Below are 25,074 nucleotides of genomic sequence, written 5' to 3'. Positions count from 1 at the left end.
GGGGACCCTAGCTCGGGGCGGTCCGCCGCGCCACCCGGCCGCACAACACATCCGCCAGGGCCTCGTGGATGGGCAACCCCGGATGGCGCATCAGCCACATGAACTCCCCCACCGGGTTGACCTCGAGGAAGACGTGCCGGCCCTCGGGCGTGACGACGAAGTCGAACGCGCCGTAGTTGAGCCCCAGCGCGTCCATCAACCGCAACACGCGTGCCTGGATGGGCTCGGGCAGGGGGTAGGGCCGCCACGCGTCGATGAGCGCCGCGCCCTCGCGCCGCCAATCCTCGCGCGCCCCTGGCAACGCCTGGGAGTCGACCCCCGCCGCCATCACCCGCTCCCCCACCACCGTCACCCGCAGCTCCAGCGCCTTGGGCAGCCGCTCCTGGAAGGTCATCGGGCACAGGTCCAACCCCTCCAGGTCCTCCAACTGCCGGGCACTCAAGGGCGTGGTGAACACCACCTGCTCGCGGCCCTCCGGACTGTAGACGGCGAACGACGACATCATCTTCGTCACCACGCCCCCGGGACAGCTCGCGGCGAAGGCGCGCACCGCCGAGGCATCATTGGTCATCAGCGTGCGGGGAACCTCCAACTCGAGCGCCCGCGCCAACGTGAGCTGCAACGGTTTGTGCTCGGCGCGCCGCACCCATTCGCACGCATCCAGTTGGAACACCTCCAGCGCGGCCATCATCCCGAACAACAGGCGCCGGCTCTCCTCCACCGAGGGGCGGCGAAGCTGCTCATCCAATGTCCGGGGGATGGCGGCTCCCGTCGCGTTGCGGCGGTACCAGAGCGCCGACACCTCCGCCAGGTCGAGCACGCCCTCGGGACCCGACAGCCGTCCGCCTCCGCCCTCATCCAGCGACAACTGGAGTCCCGTGGGGAAGAGATCCGTATCGAAGCGGTAGACCCGCTCGCCCCGGGCCTCGAGCGCCCGTGCCACGGCCAGGGGCGCGTCGTTGTCCTTCGAATGGGTCACGAGGAGGATGGCCATGGCTCACTCCTTGGCGAGGGCCTCGGCCAGGGCCTCGGCGATGGGCAGACCCAGCTCCCGCTCGAGCATGCCCCACTCCCCACCCGGGTTGACCTCGAGGAAGACGTGGCGCCCCTCGGGGGTGACGATGAAATCCGCGGCGCCGTAGACCAACCCCAGCGCCTCCACCAGACGCACGAGCCGCCCCGCCACGGAGCCGGGCAGTTCGCCAGGAGTCCATTGGCACTCGTCCGCGCGGGAGCGCCGCCAGTCCACCTGTCCCGCCACCGAGCACGACGCGTCGATGGCGCCCACGAAGCAGCGCCCGCCCACCACCGCGACCCGCAGCTCATGGGCCTTGTCCAGGCGCTCCTGGAACACCATGGGCGCATGGCGCAGACCCTCGAGCTGCTCGAGGTGCTCGGGACGAATGGCGCTCGTGTACACGAAGGGCCGACGCCCATCCATGGACTGGCTCAGGGGCGTCAGCATCTTGGCCACCATCCGGCCCCCCACCGCCTCGAACAGGGCGCGCACCTGGGCCGCGTCGTTGGTCACCACGGTGCGTGGAATCTCGAGCCCCAACGCTCGAGCCAACCGGAGCTGGCGGGGCTTGTTCTCGGCCACCGCGTCCGAGCCCAGGGGATTGATGAACCGGCAGCCCGCGGCGGCCAGTCCATCCAGGGCGCCGTCGAGGGCCGCCCAGGACTCACGTCCACAGCTCTCGCGCCAGGCGGGCTCCAGCACGGCATCGAACCGGGCCGGCACCCGCCGCCGCAACCACACCGAGCGCACCTCCCGCGCGTGCAACACCCCCGCGGAGGTACCCAGCACCACGTCCTCGCGCTCGGGCTCCACCACCGACGACAGCTCCCAGCTGGCGGGAAAGCCCTCCGTATCGATGCGCACGGGCCGCAATCCCCGCCGCGACAACGCCTCCGCGACACGATCCACCGTGTAGTGGTCCGCGCCGTGGGTGAGCAGCAGGACGTTGTCGCGAGGGGTGCTCATCCGCGCGTCTGGATGTCCTCGTCATGGTCCGAGGGGTACTTCAGCGTCCAGTCCCGCGAGAACGCGCCCCCGGCGAAGTCCTCCTCATCCGAGGGATACTTCCGGGTCTCGCCACCCGAGGCACGAGCCGGCTCCTGTTCATCGAGCAGACGCGCGAAGAACGGTTTTGCGTCTGGTTGCGTCTTCATCACCTGCCTCCTTCTGGGTTCAAGGCGGAATTCCGCCTTCCCTTGGTACGAACAGTCCGTATCCCAGGGGAAGTCCGAGTAGCTGGAGACGAGACAGCTATTGAACGCCTCGGCCGAAAGCGCGGAATGAAAGACAGAGACCCCCGCCAGAAGTCGCGGAGTCTCTTCCTCCCACCTGGAAGGCAGGTCTCCGACCTCGGGACGATGGCCCTGTTCATCCACGACAGACCCCGCCCGGAGCCGTCGTGAATCCATCACATCCCCTTCCTCCTGACGCGGGGCGCAATGCCTTGGCATGGGCCGCGGGCGCATGGATTGCGGTCAATCCCAACCCTTCAAGGAGAGGCCCATGGAGTGGCTCGAATTCGCCCACTGGTCACCGGCGGTACGGCAACAACTCGCCGAGCAGGCGGCCCGACTGAGTGTCGTCGTCCACGACAACGCTCCCCCGGCGGCCAGGTGCTCCCAGGACTGGGGTGAACAGCTCCAGTTCCTCCTGCGGCAGGCGCCCGCCACCAATCCCTGGGGGCATCCGGCCGCGGAGGCGTGAGGCCAGGAGGGAACGGGGACCCCTCGCGCGATCCACCGCGCTAGAGTGTGTCCCCACGCCTTTCGAGGCGTTCCCGACCATGGTCACCCGAAAGAGCGAGGACAATGAGCGGCTGATCGACCGAGACCTGACCGCCCTGGCGCGAGAGGGTCGGCTCGTGGCCGCGCATGGCGTGGACACCGCCGTCACCGAGGTCCTGTCCCTCCTGTCACGGGGAGGCAAGCACCCCCTCCTGTCCGGAGAGCCCGGGGTCGGCAAGTCCGCGCTCGTGCAGGAAGTCGCGCGCCGCATCGCCGAGGGCCGCGTGGACGCGGAGCTCGCCTCCGCGCGCATGGTGGAAATCTCCGTCGCCAACATCCTGGCGCGCAGCACCCAACGGCAGGCCGCCGAGTCCTTCGAGGAACTGCTCGAATGGCTTGGCCGGCATCCTCGCCCCATCGTCTACATCCGGGATCTGCACGCCGCCATCGGAGGGCCGCTCGCGCCCGTGGCCTTCCGGGCCCTGCGCGCTGGAACCCTCCGCTTCATCTTCGAAACCGAGCCCAAGCGCGTGCAGGAGCTGCTGCGCGCGGACGAGTCCTTCGCCGAACGGCTCCACCTGGTGCCCCTGAACGAGCCCCCCGCCGAGCGGGCTCGGTGGATTCTCGGCCGGGTGGCCGAGGAGCTGGAGCAGGAGCTGCGCCTGCCCATCGATCCGGCGGCGTGCGACCTGGCGCTGCGGCTGGCCTCCAAGTTCCTCCTCGCCCAGCGGCTGCCGCGCAAGGCCATCGAGCTGCTCAAGGAGACGGCGGCCGAGGCCGCGGGCGGCGCGAGGGACAAGGTGGGCCCCGAGGACGTGCTCACCCGCTTCTGCGCCACCACCCGCCTGCCGCGCTTCGTCGTGGATGACGCGATGGCGCTGGACCTGGAGGAGACGGAGCGCTTCTTCGGCGAGCGGCTGCTCGGGCAAACCGACGCGGTGCAGGCCGTGCTGCGCTCGGTGGCGCTGCTCAAGGCGGGCCTCAACGATCCGCGCCGCCCCCTGGGCGTGTTCCTCTTCGCCGGCCCCACCGGCGTGGGCAAGACGCAACTGGCCAAGCTGCTCGCGGAGTACCTGTTCGGCTCGCCGGACCGGCTCGTGCGCCTGAACATGGTGGACTACCCCAACGACGGGGACGAGAGCGTTCCGTTCGGTGCCGCCTGGGCCCCCGCCATCGAGACGAAGCGCGGCGAGCTGACGGCGCTGCTCGAGGGCAAGGTGTTCACCGTGCTGCTGCTCGACGAGTTCGAGAAGGCCGCGCGCAGCGTGCACGACCGCTTCCTCCAGCTCTTCGACGAGGGCACGTTCGTCAACGGCGCGGGGGAAACCATCTCCTGCAACAACACCGTCATCGTGGCCACGTCCAACGTGGGCGCCGAGGTGTACCGGACGCCCTCCATGGGCTTCAACACCCCGCGCCGCGCCGAGGACTTCATCAACGAAGTGGACAAGCGCATGGCGACGGTCTTCCGCCCCGAATTCCTCAACCGCTTCGACGCCATCTGCCACTTCCAGCCGCTCACCAAGGTGGAGATCCGGAAGATCGCCCAGCGCGAGGTGGGCCGGGTGTTGGAGCGCGAGGGCATCCGGGTGCGCGGGCTGGACGTGGAGGTGACACCCGCCGTGGTGGATCTACTGGTGGAGCGGGGGTACTCGCCGGAGTTCGGCGCGCGCTACCTGCAACGGGAGATCGAGAAGACGCTCACCGCGGCGCTGGCGGTGGAGATCGCCCGCCGGCAGTTGAGGCCGGGCACGCCCGTGCGGGTGGAGATCCGCCCCCCCGGCAACCGGGTGGTGGCCATGGCCGAGGCCCTGCCCTCCCCGCGCGAGGAGACGGCCCGGCTCGCCCTGCCCACGGAGAAGTCCGTGGCGGCGGTGAAGCGGCGGCTGGACAAGAAGTCCCTGCTCGCGGAGATGGACCGGCTGGTGGGACGCGCCCGGGCCCTCTCGGTGTCGGCCAACCGGCCCCGGCTGGAGGAGCGGCGCTCGGAACTGCTCGCGGCCACGCAGGCCCCCAACCTGTGGGACGACCCGGAGCGCGCGGCGGCGACCCTGCGCGCCTTCCGTCCGTTGGAAGCCCAGCTCAACGAGCTGGATCGGCTGGAGGAGCGCGCGACCTTCGCGCGGCGGCTGGTGCGCGAGGCGAAGGGCGAGCCCCAGCTCGCGTCGGCGGCGAAGCAGGTGGAGGAGGTCGCGCGCGAGGTGCGGATGGCCGAGGTGCTGGGCTCCTCCGGCGCGATGGGCCAGGGAGACGAGGCGCTGGTGGACATCAGCACGAGCGAGACCGCCGAGGGACAGGAGACGTGGGTGCGTGAGCTGGCGACCATGTACGAGGGCTGGGCGCAACGTCGTGGCTACGCCGTGGAGGCGGTGGCGGAGGCGGAGGAGCCCATCCGGGTGGTGCTGCGCATCGTGGGCCCCGGGGCCTATGGCTATCTCTCGGGCGAGTCGGGGCTGCACCGGCGCCTGGAGGAGGACAAGCGGCAGCGCGCCTACGTGCGGGTGCACCAGGGCGGCCCCCTGGAGGACACCCGGGGCATCGACGTGAATGGCCGCGAGGTGCGGCGGCGCGAGGGCGCTTTCGTCGGCAAGGTGAGGACCGAGGTGACGGTGCGCGACGAGACGAGCGGCCGGGTGATGACCCTGACGGGCGGCGTCGAGCTGGAGGAGATGAAGGGCATCGCCTCGCGGGTGGTGAAGGGCCAGGGAGGCCGCGTCAGCGCGGACGAGGCGCGGCGCTACCACGTCGGCCGGAGCGCCCGGGTGGAGGACCCGCGGACGGGCGCGGGCACGCCGCGCGTGAAGGACGTGATGCGCGGAGAATTGGATGTCTTCATCGCCGCGTGGATCTCCCGCCCTCCCCCCACCAGCGGAAGCAGCACCGCGAATTGAGCCACGAATGAGCCACCTGCCCACCCGTTCCCTGACCCGTCTGGGACTCGCCCTGGCCCTGCTCGGGGGCTGTCACCCTGCAGCGCCCGTCCAGGTATCGCCCCGGTCTCCCCTCCTGCGCTTCAGTGGCCGGGTGGACCACGGCGACCCCGAGGGTCCCCGGCTCGCGTGGGGGGGAACGTCCCTCACCGTGCGCTTCACCGGCACGTCCCTCGGCCTGCGCCTGCTCGACCTGGGCAAGCTCGAGGAGCCCGCCCCCAACCGCTTCCGCTTCAGCGTGGACGGCGCCCCCTTCCGCGACCTGTACGTGGGCGAGGGGCCCCTGCTCTACCGCATCGCCGAGGGCCTGCCCCCGGGCGAGCACGTGCTCCTCCTGGAGAAGGAGACCGAGCCCGCCGTGGGAGAGACCCAGCTCCTCGGGCTCGAGCTGGACCCGGACGCGCGGCTGCTGCCCGCCCCGCCCCGCCTGGAGCGCCGCATCGAGTTCATCGGCGACTCGGGCCTCACGGGCTTCGGCATCGAGGGCAAGAACGCGCAGTGCAGCTTCAACGCGGAGACCCAGCGCCACTCGCTCACCTGGGCCGCCCTCACCGCGCGCGCCCTGAACGCCGAGCTCTCCGTCGTCGCGTATTCGGGCAAGGGCGTGGCCGTCAACTACGCCAACGATCCCACCCCCACCCTTCCCCAGCTCTACACGCGCACCCTGCCCCGCCGCGAGGACGGCCCCTGGGACTTCACCGCCTGGGTGCCCGACGCCATCGTCATCCAGCTGGGCGCCAATGACTTCTGGAAGGAGCACCCGGGCGAGGCGCGCTTCCGCGACGCCTACCGCTCGCTCGTCGGGAGCATCCGGAGCCACTACCCCCAGGCCCACATCGTCTGCGTCCTCGGCTCCGGCGTCTCGGACTCGCACCCCAAGGAGCTCCAGGCCCGCACGCGCGTCCGGGGACTCCTCTCCGGACTGGTGGACGAGCTGCACCAGGCCGGGGACACCCGGGTGCACTTCGCCGAGGTCCCCGCCAACCGCGAGGACGAGGGCCTGGGCTGCTTGTGGCACCCCAGCCGGAAGACCCACCAGCGCACGGCCGAGCAGATGACGCCCCTGCTGCGCGACTGGCTCGGCTGGAAGTAGGGCTCAGGGCCCCGTCGGCGCCAGCGAGGACTCGCACACGCTCCGGGGCAACCACTGGCGCGCGCAGACCTCGCGCGACAGCGGCTCGCGGAACTGCCAGAGCAGCGCGAACAGGGCCACGAGGAGGAGGGCCGTCCACAGGCCCCACTGGCGCGGCTCGCCCTCATCGTCCTCGTGCACCGTCACGAGCGCGGAGCGCAGCATGTCCACCCGATCCACGGTGGCGTTCTTGGGCAGGCGGGGCTTGCGGGTGATGAGGGCCGCCAGGCCCCGGGTGAGGTTGAGCCTGTCATTGAGCGCCCAGCCCGAGCCCTCCAGCAGCAGCGCCAGGTTGCGCTTGCGCAGCTTGAGCCACCCGAGCAGGCCCGAGGGCAGCATCACCACGGCGACGGCGATGAGCACCGCGGTGAGCACGTCGAAGAGCGTGAGCGAGCGCACCTGGGACACGATGAAGGCCAGCGAGGAGCCCACCGCCGCGAGCGCGATGCCTCCCGCCGCGAGGAATCCCCCGGGGCCCGTCACCGAGGGCGGGCTCGGAGCCGTGGGAGCGGGCGCGGTGGGCGCCGTGGCCGGAGCCGCCGCCGCGGCGCTCGCGACACTCGTGCCCTGCGCGTAGCTCTTCTCCAGCGACTCATCGAGCGCCTTCTCCCCCGAGGCCGCCATGCCCTCGATCTTCTGGGAGACGAACTTGCCGATGCGCTCGAAGGGCATCGTCATCGCCTCCCACAACGACACGGGCTGGCGCACGACCTGCGTCACCACGGCGTCGAACTCGCGCTGGTTCACGTCATAGAAGATGCCGCGCTTGCCCACCGACAGCTCTCCGCTGCGCCCCCGCGTGGCGGGCACCGCCACCTCGAAGGACTCTCCCCCTCCCTCCTTGGAGATCACCTGGACATAGAGGGTGCAGGTGGTGCCCTGGCTCGTGAGCGCGGAATGCGCGGCGCGGTCCTTCACCAGCACCGACAACCGGTAGCGCCGGCCCCCGAGGATGAGCGTCCCCCGCTCCATCAGCGCGCGCCGCTTCGTCTGGTACAGGTCCGGCATGCTGATGAAGTTGTTGGCGAACGCCAGCAACCAGCGCTGGTAGAGAATCAGCCGCTCCAGCTCCACCACCGCGTCCAGCCGCTCCTTGAGCGCCAGATCCGCCCGGCAGGCCGCCTCGATGGCGTCGAGCTCCGACTCGGGAATCCCCGCGAGCGTGTCCACCTGCGCGCGCAAGGGACTCGCCTCGATGCGCGCCTGCCAGGCCAGGATGGCATCGGCCCGGGTGGACATGTCCCGCCAGGCCGCGTCCGTGAGCGTCGCCAGGTCATTGGTGATGGGCAGGGCCACGTCCTTGCGGAACGCCTCGAGCCGCTCGAAGGCCGGTCCCCGGTACAACCGCGACCAGCGCAGCACCCCGCCGGGCTCCGGGGGCGCCACGGGCAGCTCCGACACCACCCGAGACAGCGATTGCAGGTCGCCCAGCGCCCCCTGCACCCGCGCCGCCTCCAGCTTGAGGCTCGTGACGGCCTCCGGCTGGGCCGCGATGAGCCGGCATTGCAGGAAGTAGGTGTCGAGCAGGGGGCGGACCTCCTGGATGCGCCGGGCGCGATCCACGCTCTGCGGCCCCCAGGCGAGCAGCGCCTCCTTGCCGGACAGGTGCGCCAGCAGCGCGCTCCGCTCCTCGCGGAAGCGCTGGAGCGTGGGCAGGTCCACGCCCGGCTGCCCCGCGCGATTCTTCACCTCGGGGAAGGACGCCATGAGCGCGTGCGCCAGCGAGCGCAGGGGCTCGGGCAGGAAGGCCGGGGCGACGATGCCATCCCCGTTCTGGCCCGCCGCCCGGAGTGACTGCTCGCTCGTGCGCACCTGCTCCACCGAGATGCGCGTGCGGTCCTCCGCCTTGAGCGTGTCGAGCAGGATGTCCGCCGCGGCACGGTGCTTCGCGGCCGCCTCGGAGAGCGAGTCCAGCACCAGCACGTCGCTCGCGTCGTTGAGGCCCTGATGGCTCTTCAACAGCTTCGCCGTGGACTCGACGGCGGCGCGCACTTCCATGACCCGGATGCGCCCGTTCTGGTCCGTGTCGAGGAACTCGAGGAAGCGCCGGTCGCAGTTCAATCCCTCGACCGGGCAGGCCGTGGCCAACCATTGCGTCTCGGGGATGTGGATGGCCTCCAGGAGCACCTCGAACGAGGGAATGGACACCTGGAGGGAGCCGCCATAACGGCGATAGACAAGGTGACGCGCCATGGCACCCAACAGACCACAGCGCCCGCACGCTGTCCTGGCTGACAATCGAGCCGCTCGCCCGCCCGGGTCCGGTATCGGCGGCTTGCATCCCGCCCCCCCCTCGGGGCATGTGGAGCGGGTGACCCAGCCCGAGCCACAAATGGAAGCGAACCCGGTGAGTGTCGCCCAGCACAAGTACCTGTTCAGCGCCTACACCGACCCGCGGCGCATCCGCCTCCAGCGCCGCCACCTCCTCTATCCGCTCGCGGTCCTGCTCGTGGGCGGGCTCGGCTACCTGGCCGTGACGTACCACACGCCCGCCACGCCCTTCCGGGTGGACACGTACCGGGGGCTGCGCACGGTGCGCAAGGGCATGTCTCCCCAGGACGTGTCCGGCATCCTCGGGCAGCCCGTGGGCCGGGAGCAGCGCGGCGCCCAGGAGTGCTTCCAGTACGGCAAACCCAGCCTCAAGGTGCCGTACTTCACCCTGCACACCCTCTGCTACGAGAACGGCAAGCTGCTCGAGGTCCACCAGCGGCGCTACAACTCCTGGGTCGTGACGCGCGATGGGGCCATCTCCCCGGCGCCGCTCGAGCCCGAGGAGCTCGTCCCCCTGCCGGAGGAGGGCGGCGGCGAACCGGGCCTCGCGGGGCAGGCCACGCCCTGACGACAGGGGGATTGCATCACGGGCGGGATTGCGGCAGCAAGCGCATGTCCTTTCGCCCCGAGGTCCCACCATTCCCAGCACGCACCTGACCTTCTCGTCCGCCGAGGCCCACCGCACCTGGCTGGAGGGCCAGTCCGCCCTGCCCCGGGGCTTCCGGGTCGGACGCACGCGCTTCGACTTCATGCCCGCCGAGGTGGCCAGGCCGGCGAAGATGAACCTCACGCTGGTGGTGCTCGACGAGCCGACCCCGGCGTTCGCGGCGGTGTTCACGAAGAACGCCTTTCCCGGGGCGCCGGTGCTCGTGGGCCGAGAGCGGCTGGAGTCCCCCACCCTGGGCGCGCTCATCATCAATAATAAGGTGAGCAACGTGTGCGCCCCCGGGGGCCGCGAGGCCTCCGAGCGGGTGTGCGCGGCGGTGGCGGCGGGGCTCGGCCTCACCGCCTCGCAGGTGCTGCCCTGCTCCACGGGCGTCATCGGGTGGCGGCTGCCGGTGGACGCGATGGAACAGGCGGTGCCCGCGGCGGTGGCCTCGCTCGCGGGGGGCTCGGTGCTGCCCGCCGCCGAGGGCATCATGACGACGGACCTCTACCCCAAGGTGCGCCGCGCCCAGGTGGGAGAGGGCGGCATCGTGGGCATCGCCAAGGGGGCGGGGATGATCGAGCCCAACCTGGCCACCATGCTCGTCTTCCTCCTCACGGACCTGGACGTGCCCCGGGACACCCTGCGCGCGTGTCTGCGCTCGGTGGCCTCGCGCACGTTCGGCTGCATCAGCGTGGACAGCGACACCAGCACCTCGGACACGGTGGCGCTCGTGTCCTCGCGCCAGGTGCCCTGCCCGGACCTGGCCCGCTTCGAGGCCGCGCTGGAGCAGGTGTGCGCGGACCTCGCCGAGGACATCGTGCGCAACGGCGAGGGCGTCCACCACGTCATGCGCGTGCGCGTGCGCGGCGCCCTGGACGAGCGGGTGGCGCGCGGCGTGGGCAAGTCGGTGGTGAACTCGCCGCTCTTCCAGTGCGCGGTGAACGGCAATGATCCCAACGTGGGCCGGCTGGTGGCGGCGATCGGCAAGTACGTGGGCGAGCACCACCCGGGAATGGACCTGTCGCGCTGCACGCTGCGCATGGGCGGCCGCGTGCTGCTCGAGCACGGCACCTTCCGGCTCGACCACGAGGCCGAGGCCGCCCTGGTGGCGCACATGAAGGGCGCGGAGCTCTACGCGAGCGTGCCGCCACCGGATGGACTCACCTTCCGTCCCCCGGTGGCCTTCCCCCCGCACGAGCGCGCGGTGGAGATCGACGTGGACCTGGGCTCGGGCCCGGCGGAGTGCCTGGTGCTCGGCGCGGACCGCAGCCACGAGTACATCAGCGAGAACGCGGACTACCGGAGCTGATCCACCAGGGCGCCCCGCCCGGCACGGCACCGAGGCGGGGACTCAGGTCTTGCGCATGCGCACGCGGCGCACCTTGTGGTCCGAGCCCTTCATGAGGATGAGCCGAGCCCGCGAGCGCGTGGGCGCGATGTTCTGCGCCAGGTTGGGGCCGTTGATCTCCGCCCACACGGACAGGGCCCGGGCGATGGCCTGCTCCTCGGTGAGCTCGGCGAAGCGCCGGAAGAAGGAGCGCTCGTCGCGGAACGCCGTCTTCCACAGGTGGAGGAAGCGATCCACGTACCAGGTGCGGATGTCCTGCTCGTGCGCGTCCACGTAGATGGAGAAGTCGAAGAAGTCCGACAGGAAGGTGTGCGGCATCTTCCCGCCTTCCAGCGGCCCCGTCTGGAGCACGTTGAGCCCCTCGAGGATGAGGATGTCGGGCCGGCGCACGGGCACGAACTCGCCGGGGACGATGTCGTAGACGAGGTGGGAGTAGACGGGGGCGCTCACCTCGGCGCGGCCGGACTTGAGCTCGGCGAGGAAGCGCACCAGGGCGCGCCGGTCATAGCTCTCCGGGAAGCCCTTGCGCTGCATGAGGCCGCGCTCGTCCAGGACGCGGTTGGGGTACAGGAACCCGTCCGTGGTGACGAGCTCCACGTGGGGGTGGTCCGGCCAGCGCGACAACAGGGCCTGGAGGATGCGCGCCGTGGTGCTCTTGCCCACCGCCACGCTGCCCGCGATGCCGATGACGAAGGGCACCTTCTGGGAGAAGCCGCCCAGGAACGCCTGCTGCGCCGTCCACAGGCTCTGCGTGGCCGCCACGTGCAGGTTGAGCAGCCGGGACAGGGGCAGGTAGACATCCGCCACCTCCTCCAGGTCCAGGTGCTCTCCGAGACCGCGCAAGCCCTCCACCTCCGACGCACTGAGCGTCAGGGGCGTCGCGGCGCGCAGGGCACGCCACGCCTCGCGCTCGAAGTCGACGAACATGGACGCGGGCTGGTGCTTGGGAACGGACATGGAGCCGTCCTCCTAGACGGCCCCTCCATCCTAACCAAGTGTCTCGTGGTGGACGGCTCTTCCTTCCACCCCCACGGCAAATAACCACCCGGCGACATTTCCCTCGGCCCCAGGAGGGATGGACCTCACCGAACCCCAGCAGGTGACCGAATTTACCAGTTGAACCCGCTATTCCAGTTATTCCGAGGAGGATGAGCCATGCGGAGCGCGAAGAGCCATGAGAGCCAGGGACGGGGAAGGAGGCTCCTGGGAGCGAAAGCGTGGGCGTTGCTGCTCGGAAGCGGGGTGGCGTGTGGCCCGATTCCGGACGTCCCCGAGGCCCTGGACGCTCCCGGCCTGGCGCGCCAGGGGCTCGCGTCCGACAACGGCGAGTCCTTCAACGGCCTGGCCTTCAACGGGCTCGCCTTCAACGGCCTGGCCTTCAACGGGCTCGCCTTCAATGGCCTGAGCAGCGCGGCCTTCGCGTCCTGGTACGACCAGAACCCCGCCCTGGCCGACAACGTCATGAAATACGTCACGGCCTGCGCCCTGCCCGCGGGACAGACGCGCACGTACACGGACAAGCAGGGCGTCGTCCGGACCTGGAAGGGCGCCCTGGGGTTCGCGCCCGACTGGGGCGCGGGTCAGCCGGCAACCGTGCGCGAGCAGCAGCTCGTCTCCGGGTGCCTGGCCGCCCACGTCAACAAGTTCGGGCGCACCGTGCCCATCTCCGTGCGGGGCCGCGATGGCCGAGGCGAGCCCATCGCCACCGCTCCCGGGGAGCTGGCCACGTTCGCGCGGCGCGAGGGGTGCTTCTTCGGCAACCTCTTCACCCAGACAGGCGTCTTCGTCGGCCACGACTCCTCTCCCCTGAAGCCGCACGAGAGCAGCGTTCGGGCCTGCGCGCTCGAGACGGGAAGGGACGCGTGCGCACCCATCGCCCGGGTGGGCAGCTGCGCCGCGAAGTGCACGCCCGACCCCACCGGCACGTACTACACCCAGTGCACCCACGAGGGCGTCACCTACGCGCCCGTCACCACCCGCATCCGGCCCCAGGACATCTACGTGTGTGGCGACGGCGTTTGCCAGTTCACCGAGTCCGCGGGGATCGGCCTGGACACCCATCACTGCACCCTGGACTGCGGCATCCTCTGATCGTCACATCCCGCTGGCGCACGCGCGCTCGGGCAGGAGGAAGCGCGCGCATTCCTCGGGAGCGAGCGGCCGGCTGAAGTAGTAGCCCTGGAGCATCTCCACGCCCAGCTCCCGCAGCGCCTCCGCCGTCTCCGCGTCCTCCACGCCCTCGGCCACGAGCACCAGATCCAGCTGGTGCGCCATGTCCACGATGGCCTTCACGATGGCCCGGCCCTCGCGCGTGCGCAGGCGCCGCACGAAGGAGCGATCGATCTTCAACTCGTCCACCGGCAGCACATGCAACTGGGACAGCGAGGAGAAGCCCGTCCCGAAATCGTCGATGGACAGCGCGAAGCCCTGCTCCGACAGCGTCCGCAATAGTCCGCTCGCCGAGGCCACTCCCTCCATCGCGATGCTCTCGGTGATCTCCAGCTTCACCTGCCCGGGCCGCAGACCATGGCGCCGCACGCGCTCGAGCAGGGAGCCCGCGAAGTCCGCCGTCGCCTGCTGCCGGTTGGAGACGTTGATGGACAGCTTCAAATCGGCGCCGCCCCGCACGAGCTGGCTGAACCACGCGAGCGACTGCTCCAACATCAAATCACCCAGCTCACGGATGAGCCCCAACTGCTCGGCCAGGGGGATGAAGCGATCCGGGCCCACCTGGCCGTACTTCTCATCCCGCCAACGCGCCAGGGCCTCCACGCCCACCACGGCGCCAGTCCGGGCATCCACCACCGGCTGGTAGTGCACGCCCAACAGCTTCTGGCGGATGGCGCGATCCAGGCGTGACGCCAGCTCGAAGTCCCGGAACGCCCGGCCGGTGCCGTGCATGTCCCCGTGGGACTGGACGTTGTCGCGCCCCTGCGCCTTGGCGAAGAAGAGCGCCTGCTCGGCCTGGACGAACAAGGTTCCCGCGCTGACCGACTCATCGGACTGGAGCGTCACGCCGATGCTGGCCGTGAGCCGCACCTCCGGCCACTCCGGCGAACGCAGGGAGCGCACCGCCTGCCGCAATCGCTCTCCCACCTCGCGCGGGGCATCGTCGCGCCGCACCTCCGGCAGGATCACCACGAATTCGTCCCCGCCCCAGCGCGCCAGCCAGTCGCCCTCGCGCAGGCAGTCGCGCAGCCGCTGGCTCACCTCGCGCAACAGCGCGTCGCCCACCCGATGGGCATGCAGATCGTTGATCTGCTTGAAGTGATCCAGATCGATGAAGACCAGGGCCACCCGGTACCGCTGGAGGCGGGCGCGCGCGAGCGCCTGCTCCACCCAGGACTCGAGCCGGGCGCGGTTGGGCAGGCCCGTCAACCCGTCATGGTGGGTCAGGTGGCGGATGCGCTGCTCCTGGAGCTCCCGCTCGCCGCGCAGGCCCAGCCGCCGCAGCAGCCGCTCCAACGGGCGGACTCCGGTGAACGCCGACAGCATCAGCAGCAGGCCGCACCCGAGCGGCACGGCCCGCCACACCTCCCGCCCCTCCTCCAGCCCGGCGTACAGCGGCACCACGGCCGCCACCGTGAGTCCTCCGGCGAGAGCGCGAAGCACGGGCTCGATGTGGAAAGGGCGCCGGAACATCATCGTCTCCTCGTTTCCAGAAGAGTTGGAATTTCCTGATTTTACATCATTCCCCATCTCTCCTGGAAGAGGCTGATGACAGCATCCCTCCGGTTTTCAATCACAAACTCAATCCCTATCACCGCATGAGTCTCACGCATTGAGAATGGAGGATGGCGCATGACGGCTCATCCCCCGGTGCAGGTTGAGACCAGGGAACCCGTTCATACCATTCCATCACCGTCAATCGCGACGGCCCTGACAAGGACCCCCATCCATGAAGAACACGAAAAAGCTGAGCCTCCACAAGCAGACCATTCGCAATCTGTCCGACGAGACCCTGGATCAGGTGAACGGCGGCAACGGCGACTCCGCGGGTATCGTCTGCGTGTTCTCGATTCTCATCATCTGCGGCGACTCCGTCATCTGCTCGGTGCTCGCGGGCGCCTGCGAAAACGACAACGGCAGCCACTGAGCCGGTTCACCGCGGTCCAGCCACACACCGCCCCCTGCACGGAGCCTCCAGGCGCGACCCCCGCGCCCGGAGGTCTTCCCCTTGAAGCCAGACATCAGGCGCTCTCCGCTCGCCGCTCGCGGCGGGCGATGGCCGCCTCGCCGCCGAGCTGGGCCGCCACCAGCGAGGCATACACCCCGCCCTTCGCGAGCAATTCCTCATGCGTTCCCGCCTCCACGAGCGCGCCGTCCTCCAGCGTGAGGATGAGGTCCGCGTTGACCACGGTGCTCAGGCGGTGGGCGATGACCACGCGCGTGCAACGGATGGAGGCCAGGGCCCGGTGCACCTCGCCCTCGGTGATGGAGTCCAGGGCGCTCGTGGCCTCGTCCAGGAGCAGGATGGCGGGCTTGCGCACCAGGGCGCGGGCGAGCGCGAGCCGCTGCCGCTGCCCTCCCGACAGCGACGCACCGCGCTCCAGGAGCAGGCTTTCATAGCCCATGGGCATGGCCAGGATTTCCGTGTGCAGCCTGGCGAGCTTCGCCGCCTCCACGATGGCGTCCATGGGCAGGGAAGGATCCGCCAGCGCGATGTTGGAGCGGATGCTGGAGCTGAACAAGGCGGGGCTCTGCATGACGATTCCCACCTGCTGCCGCAGCGAGCGCAAGTCCAGCTCCGTCAGGTCCACCCCATCATAGAGGATGCGCCCCGAGGTGGGCACGTACATGCCGAGCAACAGGTTGGCGAGCGTGGACTTGCCCGCGCCCGAGCGGCCCACGATGGCCACCATCTGTCCGGGCTGGATGTCCACCGACACCTCGCGCGTCACCAGGGGCGAATGGGGGCCGTAGCGGAAGGACACCTTCTCCAGGCAGATGCGCCCCGAGAGCGTATGCGCCGGGCGCACCTTGCCCATGTCCTGCTCGGGCGGCGTGTCCAACACGTCGTGGATGCGCTCGAAGTAGCTGCCGAGCAGCTGGAACTGCATCAGGGTGGAGACCAGGTTGGACAACGGGCCCAGGAAGCCCATGGCCACCGCGTTGAGCGCGAGCATGCCGCCCAGGGTGAGCGCTCCGCGCAGCACCTGCCAGGCACCAAAGCACATGATGACCAGGGGCGCCCCCAGCCGCAGCGCGCTCATCAGCGCGTCCGTCAGGGTGCTGAGCTTGCCGCGCGCCAGCGAGATGTTGAGCACGTCCACGAACATGCCCGACCAGCGATCCATCGCCCGGTGCTCGCCGCCCATGGCCTTGAGGTTCTGCATGCCGATGAGGAATTCCACCTGATAGGCCTGGGACTTCGCCTCGGCCTCCAGGCTCCGGGACATGAGCTCCGCCTGCCGCCGGCGCGACCAGATGAACACGCCCACCTGGAGCGCGCCCACGGCCACCACCAGGAGCGCCAGGGGCCCGTTCGCGAAGAAGAGCACCATCAGATAAAGCGTCACCAGCGAGCCATCCAGGAGCCCCGACAGGGCACCCGAGGTGAGCAGCTCGCGGATGGTGGCGTTGCTGTTGAGGCGGTTCATCAAGTCGCCCGGAGAGCGCCGCTGGAAGAAGGCATAGGGCAGCTCCACCAGGTGCTCCACGAAGCCGAACGTCATGCGCGCGTCCATCTCCGTGCGCAGGCGCAAGAGGAGGAAGGAGCGCACCATGGAGGCGAGGAACTGGAAGCCCACGAGTGAGGCCATGGCCACCGCCAGGACGACCAGCAGCTCCGCGTCTCCCCGGGGCACCACCCGGTCCGTGAGCGCGCCGGTGAGCACCGGCAACCCCAGGGCGAAGAGCTGCACCAGCGCCGAGGTGATGAGAATGCGCGAGAGCAGTCCGGACTGGAGCAACAACTGCTTGAGATGGCGGAAGATGGGCCGGGGCTGCCCCTCCTCCTTGAGGAAGGCATCCCCGGGCTCGAGCACCAGGGCCACGCCCGTGAACGAGCGGCGCACCTGCCCGAGCGGCACGCGGCGCCGGCCCATGGAGGGGTCCACCAGGTCCACCCAGCCCCGGCCCAGGCGCTCGAAGACCACGAAGTGGCGGAACTCCCAGTGGAGGATGGAGCCCCGGGGCAGATAGCCCAGATCCTCCGGCTCCAGGGACACGCCCCGGCTGCGCAGCCCGTAGTGGCGCGCGCCTCCAAGCAGTTGCAAGGCATTGGAGCCATCCCGGCCCGTGCCCAACACCTCACGGACCTCGTGCAGGCGCACCACCTTGCCGTGGTACGCGAGCACCATGGCCAGACAGGCGGCCCCGCAATCATTGGCATCCAACTGTTGCAGGAAGGGTATCCGCCGCGAGAGCCCGGGAAGACCCAGCCGGAGCAACGCGGGAAAACGGCTCATCAAGGAGTCAAGGGAGCTGGACATGGCGAGCGAGGACCGCGGTGTCAGGGAAAGAAGAGCTTGAGGCCGGGAACCAACGTCGTCGCGAGGCGTTCGGACCGCACGCGCACGGACACCGTCCCCTGCATGCCATGGAAATACGCGAGCCGTTGGCCTTGCGCCTCGAAGGAGGGCGAGGGAACCCGGGCGCGCACCACCACCACGGACGCCCCCACGGGCAGCCGATCCGCGAGCCCCGCCCCCCACTCCTGGCGTACCTCCCGGGGATCCACCAGCGTGTCGCCCAGCTCCGCGATGGGCAGATCCTGATATTGATAGGGAAAGCCTTGCAGCTCCAGGCGCATCACCGCGCCCCGCTCCAGCAACGGGCGGTAGCTTCCCGGCAACGTCGCGAGGATTTCCACGGGCGCACCCGGAGCGCCCAGGCGCACCACCGCCGGTCCACTGGCGTATTCCGAGACACGGCCGAACAGACCGAACGCGCCGTAGAACCCCACCACCGCCAACAACAACCAGAACGCCCAATACGTCCAGGACGGAGACAACCTGAGAACCGCTCCTCCTTCTTGAGTGCCCGCCCCCTGGTGCTCCACTGCCTCTCGTCGGAAAATCTGAGCTGGATTCTCCATGAAGACCCCCCCGGTCGAGAAGAACGCGACAACCCTTACCAGAGAAAAAGTCAGGTGTCCCCGCGCGCGCTTACCGGATTCACCAGATGTCGCGGCGCCAACGCTGACCTGCCCCGGGATCTCATTCACGACCGGTTGGAGAACCGCTAATCCTGAAAACACATGATGGCTGGGTCAGGGGGGACGCCATGAAGAACAACTGGACGACACTGCTGGAGGGCTCTCTGCGGGAGCGGGCGCTCGGAGCCGTGAATGATATCGCACAGGCGCTTCGAGACAGTCAGGCATTGGACGGTCCCACGCTCTCCGGAGGCCTCGCCGGGCGCGCCCTCTTCTTCGCCGAGGTGGAGCGGGGGCAGCCCCAGCTCGGCCACGGCGGCCACGCGGAACGGCTCATCCACCAGGCGGCCCTCGCCCTCGAGGAGCAGCCCCTGCTGCCCTGGCTCCACGCGGGCTTCGCCGGCATCGCCTGGTCCATCGAGCGGCTGAACACGCTCGGCGTCCACTCGCTCGAGGACATGGATGAGATCGACGAGGTACTGCTCGGCATCTCCTCCCGCCAGCCGTGGAATGGCGAGTACGATCTCATCCGGGGACTCGTGGGCCTGGGCGTCTACGCGCTCGAACGTCTGCCGAGGCCCATGGCCGTCCAATGCCTGGAGGCCATCGTGCGGCGGCTGGAGGAGCGCTCCACCCTCGCGGGGCCGGGCCTGTCCTGGTGGACGCCCCCCCACCACCTGCCCGCCCACCAGCGGGCCCTCTACACCGAGGGCTACTTCAACCTGGGCGCCGCGCATGGCGTACCCGCGGTGGTGGCCCTGCTCGCGTTGATCGCCCGCGCGGGCGTGGCCGAGCAGAAGGCGCGGGAGCTCGCCCTGGGCGGAGCACGCTGGATGCTGGCCAACGTGCTGCCCAACAGCCCCGGGGCGCGCTTCCCCTCGTGCGTGGCGCCGGGCGTCGAACTCAAGCCCTGCCGCTCCGCGTGGTGCTACGGCGATCCGGGCGTCGTGCTGTGTCTGGCCGTCACCGCCCAGGCGCTCGGCGACAAGGAATTGGAGAAGGCCGCGCTGGACCTCGCCCGCGAGGCCGCGGTGCGCCCCGTGGAGCTCGCCGGCGTGCGCGACGCGGGCATCTGCCATGGCTCCGCGGGCCTCGGCCACATCTACAACCGCCTCTATCAGGTGTCCGGAGACGAGACCTTCAAGGACACCGCCACCGGGTGGTTCACCCGCACGCTGGAGATGCGCCGCCCCGGCGAGGGCGTGGCGGGCTTCCTCTTCTGGTCCAGCCCTACCGGTCAGGACAAGGACCTGGGCTGGTTCGCCGACAAGAGCCTGCTCAACGGTGTCACCGGCACGGGGCTCGCTCTGCTCGCCGCCGCGCAACCCCTGTCCCCCTCCTGGGACGGAATGCTCATGGCCTCCATCCCCGCCTGATCCGGAAAGCCCGCCCCATGCTCCCCACCCCCAGCGCCCAGACCGACGACCAATCGCGGGACTTCCCCTTCGCCCCCTCGGGCTTCTTCGTGCTCCGCACGCCCCTGCTGCCCTTCGACGAGCTGGACCGATGGGGCCAGGGGCTGGAGTCCCCCCGTCTGCCACCGGGGCTGGAGCTCGCGCCCGCGCTCCAGCGGGATCGCGCCCTCCTGCGCTCGCGCCTGGGCTCGATGCTCCAGCGGCCCGAGGTGCGCGAGGCGCTCTTCGTGGCCTCGCCCGGCTTCCACGAGCACCTGGGGACCTGGGAGAAGAACCCGGAGAGCGAACACGGCGAGAAGCTGGAGCGCAGCCTCGTGCGCTACCTGTCGCGCATGGCGGCCCGGCCCACCCCCTTCGGCCTCTTCGCGGGCTACTCGGTGGGCGCGCTGGGCGAGCGCACCCGGCTGCGCACGGGGCCGCGCACGCACTACCAGCGCCATACCCGCCTGGACATGGACTACGCGTGCCTGCTCGCCGAGTCCTTCTCCCGCGCCCCCGAGCTGCGTCCCCACATCCCCCACCGCCCCAGCACCAGCCTCTACCGCGCCAACAACCAGCTGCGCTACGCCGAGGGCCGGCTGGTGGCGCGCAGCCGCACCTACCACCTCGTCGTGCTCGAGCCGACCGACTACCTGGAGGCGACGCTCGCCCGCGCCCGCGATGGCGCCCGGCCCGAGGAGCTCGCGCGCTTCCTCGTCGAGCTGGACTCCGACATCGGCTTCGACGACGCCATGGGGTACATCGGCGAGCTCATCGACAACCAGATTCTCGTGTCCGACCTGTCGCCCGCGGTGACGGGACCGGAAGCCCTGCCCGAGCTCATCTCCCGGCTGCGCCAGCTCCCGGGCACCACGCCCTTCACGGAAACCCTCGGCGCGGTCCAATCCTGCCTCGAGCACCTGGACCGCGATGGCGTCGGGGCGTCGAGCGAGCGCTACCTGGAAGTGGCCCGGATGCTCTCGAAGCTGCCCGCGCCGGTGGAGCTGCCGCGGCTCTTCCAGGTGGACCTGGTCAAGCCCGCCCCGGAGGCGGTGCTCGGCCGCGAGGTGCTGCGCGAGCTGGAGCGGGGCGTGCGGCTCATGCACCGCATCATCCCCGCGCCGCCACCGGATGCGCTGGAGCACTTCCGGGACGCCTTCGTCCAGCGCTACGAGGGCCGCGAGATGCCCCTGCTGGAGGCCCTGGACGAGGAGTCCGGCATCGGCTTCATGAAGGCACAGACTCCCGGCTCCGAGGCCAGTCCCCTGCTCGCGGGCTTGGCCCTGGGCGGCGGGGGTGGCGAGGGACGCCAGGGCTTCGGCGAACGCGCCGCCCAGTTGATGCACAAGCTGGAGCACGCCTGGCGCACGGGCAGCCAGGTCATCGACCTGAGCGACGAGGATGTGAGCCACCTGGAGTCCCGCTCCCGCGCGCCCCTGCCGGACTCGTTCATGGCCATGGCGACCGTGGTGGCCGAGTCCGAGGAGGCCATGGCCCGGGGCCGCTTCCAGCTGCGCATGCACATGGTGGCGGGTCCCTCGGGGGCCAACACCCTGGGCCGCTTCTGCCTGGGGGACAAGCAGCTCCACCAGGAGGTGGAGAAGCACCTGCGCGCCGAGGAAGCCCTGCGCCCGGAGGCGGTGTACGCGGAGATCGTCCACCTGCCCCAGGGCCGGGTGGGCAACATCCTCGCCCGCCCCGTGCTGCGCGGCTATGAAATCACCTACCTGGGCCACTCCGGCGCGCCCGCCGAGCAGCGCATCGAGGCGTCCGATCTGCGCGTCTCCGTCCAGGGCCGCCGGATCGTGCTGCGCTCGGAGCGGCTGGGGCGCGAGGTCATCCCGCGCATGACCAACGCGCACAACTACGGCGCCCGGGGCCTGGGCCTGTACAAGTTCCTGTGCGCGCTCTCGAGCCAGAACCAGAGCGGCGGCTTGCAGTGGAACTGGGGTCCGCTCGCCCACGCGCGCTTCCTGCCCCGCGTCACCCACGGGCGGCTGGTGCTCTCCGTGGCCCGATGGAACTTCTGGCGCGACACGCTGGAGGGACTCGGCGAGGTGACGGGCGCCCAGCGCTTCGCCGCCGTCCAGGCGCTCCGGGCCGAGCACCGCATGCCCCGCTTCATCGCCCTGGAAGAGGGAGATCAACTCCTCCCCGCGGACCTGGACAACGTGCTGAGCGTGGACACGCTGGTGCAACTCATCAAGGACCGCTCCCGGGTGTCCCTGGTGGAGATGTTCCCCCGGCCGGAGGAGCTGTGCGCGGAAGGACCCGAGGGCCGCTTCCACCACGAGGTGGTGGTGCCCTACGGCCGCACCCGCCCGGTGCCGTCCGCCCAGGCGCCCGTGGACAGGCCCCAGATCGTGGCCGCTTCACGTCCCGAGCCCTCCGCGCGCAGCTTCCTGCCCGGCTCGGAATGGCTGTACGCCAAGCTCTACACCGGGGCCGCCACCGCGGATCGGCTGCTCACCGAGGTGGTGACGCCCCTGGTGCGCTCGGCGCTCGGCTCGGGGGCCGCGGATGGCTGGTTCTTCATCCGCTACGGCGACCCGGACTGGCACCTGCGGCTGCGCTTCCACGGCGAGCCCGCGCGGCTCCAGCACCTGTCCCAGGAGCTGATGAACGCGCTGCGCGACCCCCACCGCGACCGGCTGCTGTGGAAGGTCCAACTGGACACCTACGAGCGCGAGGTGGAGCGCTACGGCGGACCGGAGGCCATGCTCCTGTGCGAGCGCATCTTCCAGGCCGACAGCGAGGCCGCCCTCCAACTGCTGGAGCTCTTGCCCGGGGATGAGGGCGCGGACGCGCGCTGGCGCCTGATGCTCGTCGGCATGGACCAGCTCCTCACGGACCTGGGCCTGAACCTGGAGGCCCGGCAACGGCTGCTCGTGGCGTTGCGCGAGGGCTTCGGCCGGGAGTTCCACGCCGAGCGCGCCACGGACCACCAACTGGCGGAGCGCTACCGCCGCGACCGCAAGGGCATCGAGGAGCTCCTGGTCAGCCGGAAGATCCGCCAGCCCCTCATCGCCCGGGGCTTGATGGTGCTCCAGCGGCGCTCGGAACGGCTCGCGCCCCTCGTCTCCGGACTCCATGCCCTGGCGGACACGGGAAGGCTCGCCGTCCCGCTCCCCGAGCTGGCCAGCAGCCTGCTGCACATGCACGCCAACCGGCTCGCCCGCTCGTCCGCCCGCGCCCAGGAATTCGTCCTCTACGACTACCTCAGCCGCCACTACACCTCGCTCCAGGCCCGCCAACGCAAGGCCCCCAAGGAACCCGCCGGCGTGATCCTGAGCAGCGCGAGCTAGCCCGATCAGAACTGTTCACCCCACCGCATTCCATTCCCGCGCGACTTCACAGCGGCGGACAGAGAGTCAATCCATCTCCCACGCCACGCATGTGCCGGGCGCGCTTCTTGCCAAGGGCCACTGGACGGATCAGCGCACTCTCCCCACCCTCTCGTATCAACCCGATATTTTGCGAGGTGGGGGATGGCTGAGTGGCGTGGCACGATATTGCTTTGCGCGTTGATGGTGGGCTGTGGAGGTGAGCCGGCGACCTCTCTGGACGAGGCCAGCCTGGTGGGCGAGCCCCCGGAAGACAGCCTCCCTTCGGAAGGTTCGGGGAATCGGGATGGCGTGGCGGAGTCCACGCCTCCTGTCGAGCCCCTGGCTCGTCCGGCATTGGGAACGCCCTACCTGGTGAAGGACATCCTTCCCCCGAACGACTGGATTCCCCGGCTGATCAACACACCGAGCGACCTGGTGGACTTCCAGGGCACGCTCTTCTTCACCATCAACTTCCAGGGGGCGCCCAACGGCTTGTGGAAGAGCGATGGAACCGAGGCGGGCACCGTCCGGGTGAAGGAGTTCACCGAGGGACCCGATTACCTGACGCCCATGGGCGCCCGGCTCTTCTTCGTCGCCCAGGACGCGGCCGCCGGCCGGGAGTTGTGGATCAGCGACGGCTCCTCCGCGGGCACCCGGCGGCTCAAGGACATCACGCCGGGCGTGGAGAGCTCCAACCCCACCGCGCTCACCGTCCTGAAGCGCCAGCTCCTCTTCTTCAGCGAAGTGGCCGGTGAGGGCGAGGCGCCAGGCCGCACTCAGCTCTGGCGCAGCAATGGCACCGAGGCCGGCACGCAACTGGTCCGGGATCTGGGACCTGGCTCGTCCCTGGCCAACGCGCGGCTGCGCGTGGGCGATACGCTCTTCTTCAGCATCGCGGACCCGGAGCACGGAACGGAGCTGTGGAAGACCGACGGCACGGCGGCGGGCACGGTGCTCGTGCGCGACATCGTGCCCGGAACGGGCAGCGCGTACCCGAACGACTTCCAGTCGGTGGGCGCGTCGCTCTTCTTCCTCACCACGACGCCTTCCTCCACCCGGGAGCTGTGGCGCAGCGATGGCACCGCGGCGGGGACCCAGCGCATCCGCCAGTTCTCCGCGGCGGAGGATCTGGTGAGCCTCCACCCGGGGACGGGCCACAACCTGTTCCTCGCCGTGACCCGCTCACAGGATCACCTGCTGCGCCTGTCTTCCCTGGAGGTGGACAACACGGGCGGAGTCCGGGAGCGGAGGATCACGACCCTTCCCAATCCCTATGCCGATCAGCCAGACGCGGATGCTGTCATCACCACCGCCACCGTGGCGGGCACGAAGTTCTTCTTCAGCCTGACCATCCTCACGTCGGGCCCCGCGCCCCGGGACGTGCAGCTCTGGGTGAGCAACGGAACGGCTTCTGGAACCCGACTGGTGTCGCGCCCGCTGAGCCTGTCGGACGAGTTCTCCTCCGAGCTCTACACCCTGGATGATCGCATCCTCTTCAGCAAAATCGACGAGGCGACGGGGCTGGAGCCCTGGGTGAGCGATGGAACCGAGGGAGGCACGCGCCTGGTCCAGGACATCGCGCCTGGGGAGACCAGCTCCTATACGAGAAGCTACCTGCGCGTCGGCTCGCGGATCTTCTTCGTCGCCTACGAGCCGGTGCACGGCAACGAGCTGTGGGCCATTCCGCTCCAGGACTAGCCCCTCGCGTCCGGGCGCTGACCCGTGGGGCTAATCACCCAGGCGGGTCAGCGTCGCGTTCTGGAGGAAGGAGCCCGGGGACATCACCCCGCGTGCCGTGGCCGTCACGCTACCCGCCATGTCGAAGCGGCCACCACCCTCCTCCGACAGCTCCACCCGGCCGTGCGTCAGCGTCAGGAGGAAGTGCACGCCGTTCTCATTCCACCCACAGGACGCACCTCGCACCAGACTCAATGCCTCGTCCTCGAGCCGCGCGGGAAGGAAGCAGCGGCCCTCTTCATCCGTGAGGACGAAGTCCGAGGTGGTGCCCTCCGCGATGCGAAAGGTGTGGGGGACAGGGAAGGAGCCACTGCCCACGCCCGGGATGCTGTAGTGGGTGCGCCCTTCCACGGAATAGAGACCCTGAATCCTCTCACCGAGCGGACAACATCCGGTCAGGGCGAGCCAAAAACAGACAACGGCCATCCAATGCTTCATCCAGCTCC

General features: G+C 70.0%; 19 protein-coding genes. 10 read left to right on the top strand and 9 right to left on the bottom strand.

What is annotated here, in order from left to right; translation table 11 throughout:
- Positions 1-7 precede the first annotated feature (7 nt).
- The 3 genes from MEBOL_RS25490 to MEBOL_RS25480 are packed head-to-tail and all read right to left on the bottom strand — an operon-like array spanning position 8 to position 2,172.
- Positions 8-994, bottom strand: a complete 987-nt coding sequence (locus tag MEBOL_RS25490) for an MvdC/MvdD family ATP grasp protein (protein WP_095979897.1) — start codon at positions 992-994, stop codon at positions 8-10.
- Between the two features lie 3 nt (positions 995-997).
- A complete protein-coding gene (locus MEBOL_RS25485) occupies positions 998-1,984 on the bottom strand; it encodes an MvdC/MvdD family ATP grasp protein (RefSeq protein ID WP_095979896.1) in 987 nt (328 codons plus the stop codon).
- Positions 1,981-2,172, bottom strand: coding sequence for a microviridin/marinostatin family tricyclic proteinase inhibitor (locus MEBOL_RS25480; protein ID WP_095979895.1), 192 nt, complete (start codon positions 2,170-2,172; stop codon positions 1,981-1,983). Before MEBOL_RS25480 ends, MEBOL_RS25485 begins: the two co-directional genes overlap by 4 nt.
- A 349-nt stretch (positions 2,173-2,521) precedes the next feature.
- Here MEBOL_RS25480 and MEBOL_RS25475 point away from each other — a divergent pair, with 349 nt between their 5' ends.
- From MEBOL_RS25475 to MEBOL_RS25465, 3 genes are all read left to right on the top strand, one after another.
- A complete protein-coding gene (locus tag MEBOL_RS25475; protein ID WP_095979894.1) occupies positions 2,522-2,722 on the top strand; it encodes a hypothetical protein in 201 nt (66 codons plus the stop codon).
- Positions 2,723-2,801: 79 nt separating this feature from the next.
- Positions 2,802-5,633 (top strand): AAA family ATPase, encoded by a 2,832-nt coding sequence (locus MEBOL_RS25470; protein WP_095979893.1) that lies wholly within the window; start codon positions 2,802-2,804, stop codon positions 5,631-5,633.
- Between the two features lie 7 nt (positions 5,634-5,640).
- A complete protein-coding gene (locus MEBOL_RS25465) occupies positions 5,641-6,765 on the top strand; it encodes an SGNH/GDSL hydrolase family protein (protein ID WP_157775466.1) in 1,125 nt (374 codons plus the stop codon).
- A 3-nt stretch (positions 6,766-6,768) separates the two neighbouring features.
- Here the strand turns inward: MEBOL_RS25465 and MEBOL_RS25460 are convergent, their stop codons facing one another.
- On the bottom strand, positions 6,769-8,997 hold the full coding sequence (locus tag MEBOL_RS25460; RefSeq protein ID WP_095979891.1) for a kinesin: 2,229 nt from the start codon (positions 8,995-8,997) through the stop codon (positions 6,769-6,771).
- Between the two features lie 154 nt (positions 8,998-9,151).
- On the opposite strand from MEBOL_RS25460, the gene MEBOL_RS25455 reads away from it, so the two are divergent.
- The gene (locus MEBOL_RS25455; RefSeq protein ID WP_157775464.1) at positions 9,152-9,643 is read left to right on the top strand and encodes a hypothetical protein; all 492 of its coding nucleotides are present in this window, start codon (positions 9,152-9,154) and stop codon (positions 9,641-9,643) included.
- Between the two features lie 28 nt (positions 9,644-9,671).
- Positions 9,672-11,033, top strand: coding sequence for a bifunctional ornithine acetyltransferase/N-acetylglutamate synthase (locus MEBOL_RS25450; protein ID WP_245918838.1), 1,362 nt, complete (start codon positions 9,672-9,674; stop codon positions 11,031-11,033).
- Positions 11,034-11,075: 42 nt separating this feature from the next.
- Here MEBOL_RS25450 and coaA read toward each other — a convergent pair whose 3' ends face one another.
- The gene (gene coaA, locus MEBOL_RS25445) at positions 11,076-12,029 is read right to left on the bottom strand and encodes a type I pantothenate kinase (protein ID WP_095979889.1); all 954 of its coding nucleotides are present in this window, start codon (positions 12,027-12,029) and stop codon (positions 11,076-11,078) included.
- A 198-nt stretch (positions 12,030-12,227) separates the two neighbouring features.
- Here coaA and MEBOL_RS25440 point away from each other — a divergent pair, with 198 nt between their 5' ends.
- Positions 12,228-13,163: a hypothetical protein gene (locus MEBOL_RS25440; RefSeq protein WP_095979888.1), complete on the top strand. Its 936-nt coding sequence runs from the start codon at positions 12,228-12,230 to the stop codon at positions 13,161-13,163.
- Positions 13,164-13,166: 3 nt separating this feature from the next.
- Here MEBOL_RS25440 and MEBOL_RS25435 read toward each other — a convergent pair whose 3' ends face one another.
- Positions 13,167-14,714: a putative bifunctional diguanylate cyclase/phosphodiesterase gene (locus MEBOL_RS25435; RefSeq protein ID WP_170115593.1), complete on the bottom strand. Its 1,548-nt coding sequence runs from the start codon at positions 14,712-14,714 to the stop codon at positions 13,167-13,169.
- A gap of 256 nt (positions 14,715-14,970) precedes the next feature.
- On the opposite strand from MEBOL_RS25435, the gene MEBOL_RS25430 reads away from it, so the two are divergent.
- Positions 14,971-15,168 carry a class I lanthipeptide gene (locus tag MEBOL_RS25430; RefSeq protein ID WP_095979886.1) on the top strand — a complete coding sequence of 66 codons (198 nt, stop codon included), beginning with the start codon at positions 14,971-14,973 and terminating at the stop codon, positions 15,166-15,168.
- 94 nt (positions 15,169-15,262) lie between these two features.
- Here MEBOL_RS25430 and MEBOL_RS25425 read toward each other — a convergent pair whose 3' ends face one another.
- A complete protein-coding gene (locus tag MEBOL_RS25425) occupies positions 15,263-17,482 on the bottom strand; it encodes a peptidase domain-containing ABC transporter (protein ID WP_245918836.1) in 2,220 nt (739 codons plus the stop codon).
- 44 nt (positions 17,483-17,526) lie between these two features.
- A complete protein-coding gene (locus tag MEBOL_RS25420; protein WP_245918834.1) occupies positions 17,527-18,027 on the bottom strand; it encodes a hypothetical protein in 501 nt (166 codons plus the stop codon).
- 272 nt (positions 18,028-18,299) lie between these two features.
- Between MEBOL_RS25420 and MEBOL_RS25415 the strand changes: the two genes are divergently transcribed.
- From MEBOL_RS25415 to MEBOL_RS25405, 3 genes are all read left to right on the top strand, one after another.
- A complete protein-coding gene (locus tag MEBOL_RS25415) occupies positions 18,300-19,547 on the top strand; it encodes a lanthionine synthetase C family protein (protein WP_095979883.1) in 1,248 nt (415 codons plus the stop codon).
- Between the two features lie 17 nt (positions 19,548-19,564).
- On the top strand, positions 19,565-22,870 hold the full coding sequence (locus MEBOL_RS25410) for a lantibiotic dehydratase (protein ID WP_095979882.1): 3,306 nt from the start codon (positions 19,565-19,567) through the stop codon (positions 22,868-22,870).
- Positions 22,871-23,053: 183 nt separating this feature from the next.
- Entirely contained in the window at positions 23,054-24,589 is a 1,536-nt protein-coding gene (locus MEBOL_RS25405) for an ELWxxDGT repeat protein (RefSeq protein ID WP_095979881.1), read from the top strand.
- Between the two features lie 30 nt (positions 24,590-24,619).
- On the opposite strand, the gene MEBOL_RS25400 is transcribed toward MEBOL_RS25405, so the two are convergent.
- Positions 24,620-24,979 (bottom strand): hypothetical protein, encoded by a 360-nt coding sequence (locus MEBOL_RS25400; RefSeq protein ID WP_095979880.1) that lies wholly within the window; start codon positions 24,977-24,979, stop codon positions 24,620-24,622.
- Between the last annotated feature and the right edge of the window lie 95 nt (positions 24,980-25,074).

It is taken from the genome of Melittangium boletus DSM 14713 (assembly GCF_002305855.1).
Lineage (GTDB): Bacteria > Myxococcota > Myxococcia > Myxococcales > Myxococcaceae > Cystobacter > Cystobacter boletus.
This window is presented reverse-complemented; position numbering and strand designations above follow the sequence as displayed.

Excerpts from the sequence above, each read along its gene's own strand:
- MEBOL_RS25490 (WP_095979897.1), bottom strand. The coding sequence starts at position 994 with ATGGCCATCCTCCTCGTGACCCATTCGAAGGACAACGACGCGCCCCTG.
- MEBOL_RS25485 (WP_095979896.1), bottom strand. The coding sequence starts at position 1,984 with ATGAGCACCCCTCGCGACAACGTCCTGCTGCTCACCCACGGCGCGGAC.
- MEBOL_RS25480 (WP_095979895.1), bottom strand. The coding sequence starts at position 2,172 with ATGAAGACGCAACCAGACGCAAAACCGTTCTTCGCGCGTCTGCTCGAT.
- MEBOL_RS25475 (WP_095979894.1), top strand. The coding sequence starts at position 2,522 with ATGGAGTGGCTCGAATTCGCCCACTGGTCACCGGCGGTACGGCAACAA.
- MEBOL_RS25470 (WP_095979893.1), top strand. The coding sequence starts at position 2,802 with ATGGTCACCCGAAAGAGCGAGGACAATGAGCGGCTGATCGACCGAGAC.
- MEBOL_RS25465 (WP_157775466.1), top strand. The coding sequence starts at position 5,641 with ATGAGCCACCTGCCCACCCGTTCCCTGACCCGTCTGGGACTCGCCCTG.
- MEBOL_RS25460 (WP_095979891.1), bottom strand. The coding sequence starts at position 8,997 with ATGGCGCGTCACCTTGTCTATCGCCGTTATGGCGGCTCCCTCCAGGTG.
- coaA (WP_095979889.1), bottom strand. The coding sequence starts at position 12,029 with ATGTCCGTTCCCAAGCACCAGCCCGCGTCCATGTTCGTCGACTTCGAG.
- MEBOL_RS25440 (WP_095979888.1), top strand. The coding sequence starts at position 12,228 with ATGCGGAGCGCGAAGAGCCATGAGAGCCAGGGACGGGGAAGGAGGCTC.
- MEBOL_RS25435 (WP_170115593.1), bottom strand. The coding sequence starts at position 14,714 with ATGTTCCGGCGCCCTTTCCACATCGAGCCCGTGCTTCGCGCTCTCGCC.
- MEBOL_RS25430 (WP_095979886.1), top strand. The coding sequence starts at position 14,971 with ATGAAGAACACGAAAAAGCTGAGCCTCCACAAGCAGACCATTCGCAAT.
- MEBOL_RS25425 (WP_245918836.1), bottom strand. The coding sequence starts at position 17,482 with ATGAGCCGTTTTCCCGCGTTGCTCCGGCTGGGTCTTCCCGGGCTCTCG.
- MEBOL_RS25415 (WP_095979883.1), top strand. The coding sequence starts at position 18,300 with ATGAAGAACAACTGGACGACACTGCTGGAGGGCTCTCTGCGGGAGCGG.
- MEBOL_RS25410 (WP_095979882.1), top strand. The coding sequence starts at position 19,565 with ATGCTCCCCACCCCCAGCGCCCAGACCGACGACCAATCGCGGGACTTC.
- MEBOL_RS25405 (WP_095979881.1), top strand. The coding sequence starts at position 23,054 with ATGGCTGAGTGGCGTGGCACGATATTGCTTTGCGCGTTGATGGTGGGC.